This is a genomic window from Povalibacter sp. (genome assembly GCF_036735925.1).
Lineage (GTDB): Bacteria > Pseudomonadota > Gammaproteobacteria > Steroidobacterales > Steroidobacteraceae > Steroidobacter.
Window position 1 is genome coordinate 2,355 of record NZ_DAINNK010000156.1, and the last position, 458, is coordinate 2,812.

Here is a 458-nt window from a genome sequence, read left to right on the forward strand (position 1 = left end):
GACGCTGATCGGCAAGTACCTGACGTATGCGCTGCTGGCCGTCGCCGTCGATCTGGTCTGGGGCTACTGCGGCATCCTGAGTCTCGGTCACGCCGCATTCTTCGCGCTGGGTGGCTATGCGATGGGTATGTACTTGATGCGCCAGATCGGGCCGCGCGGCGTGTATGCCGATCCGGTCCTGCCGGACTTCATGGTGTTCCTGAACTGGAAGGAACTGCCCTGGTTCTGGTACGGCTTCGACATGTTCTGGTTCGCCGCGCTGATGGTCGTCCTCGTGCCGGGACTGCTGGCGCTGGTGTTCGGCTGGCTCGCGTTCCGTTCGCGCGTGACGGGAGTGTATCTGTCCATCATCACGCAGGCGCTGACGTATGCATTGATGCTGGCGTTCTTCCGCAACGACATGGGCTTCGGCGGCAACAACGGCCTCACCGACTTCAAGGACATCCTCGGCTTCAACA

Annotated in this window: 1 protein-coding gene; it reads left to right on the forward strand. The window is 61.8% G+C overall.

Annotation, left to right across the window (positions count from 1 at the left end; all coding sequences use genetic code 11):
• Positions 1 to 458 (forward strand): ABC transporter permease subunit (locus tag V7D81_RS23065; protein WP_442958375.1); only part of this gene is annotated, 458 nt, incomplete at both ends.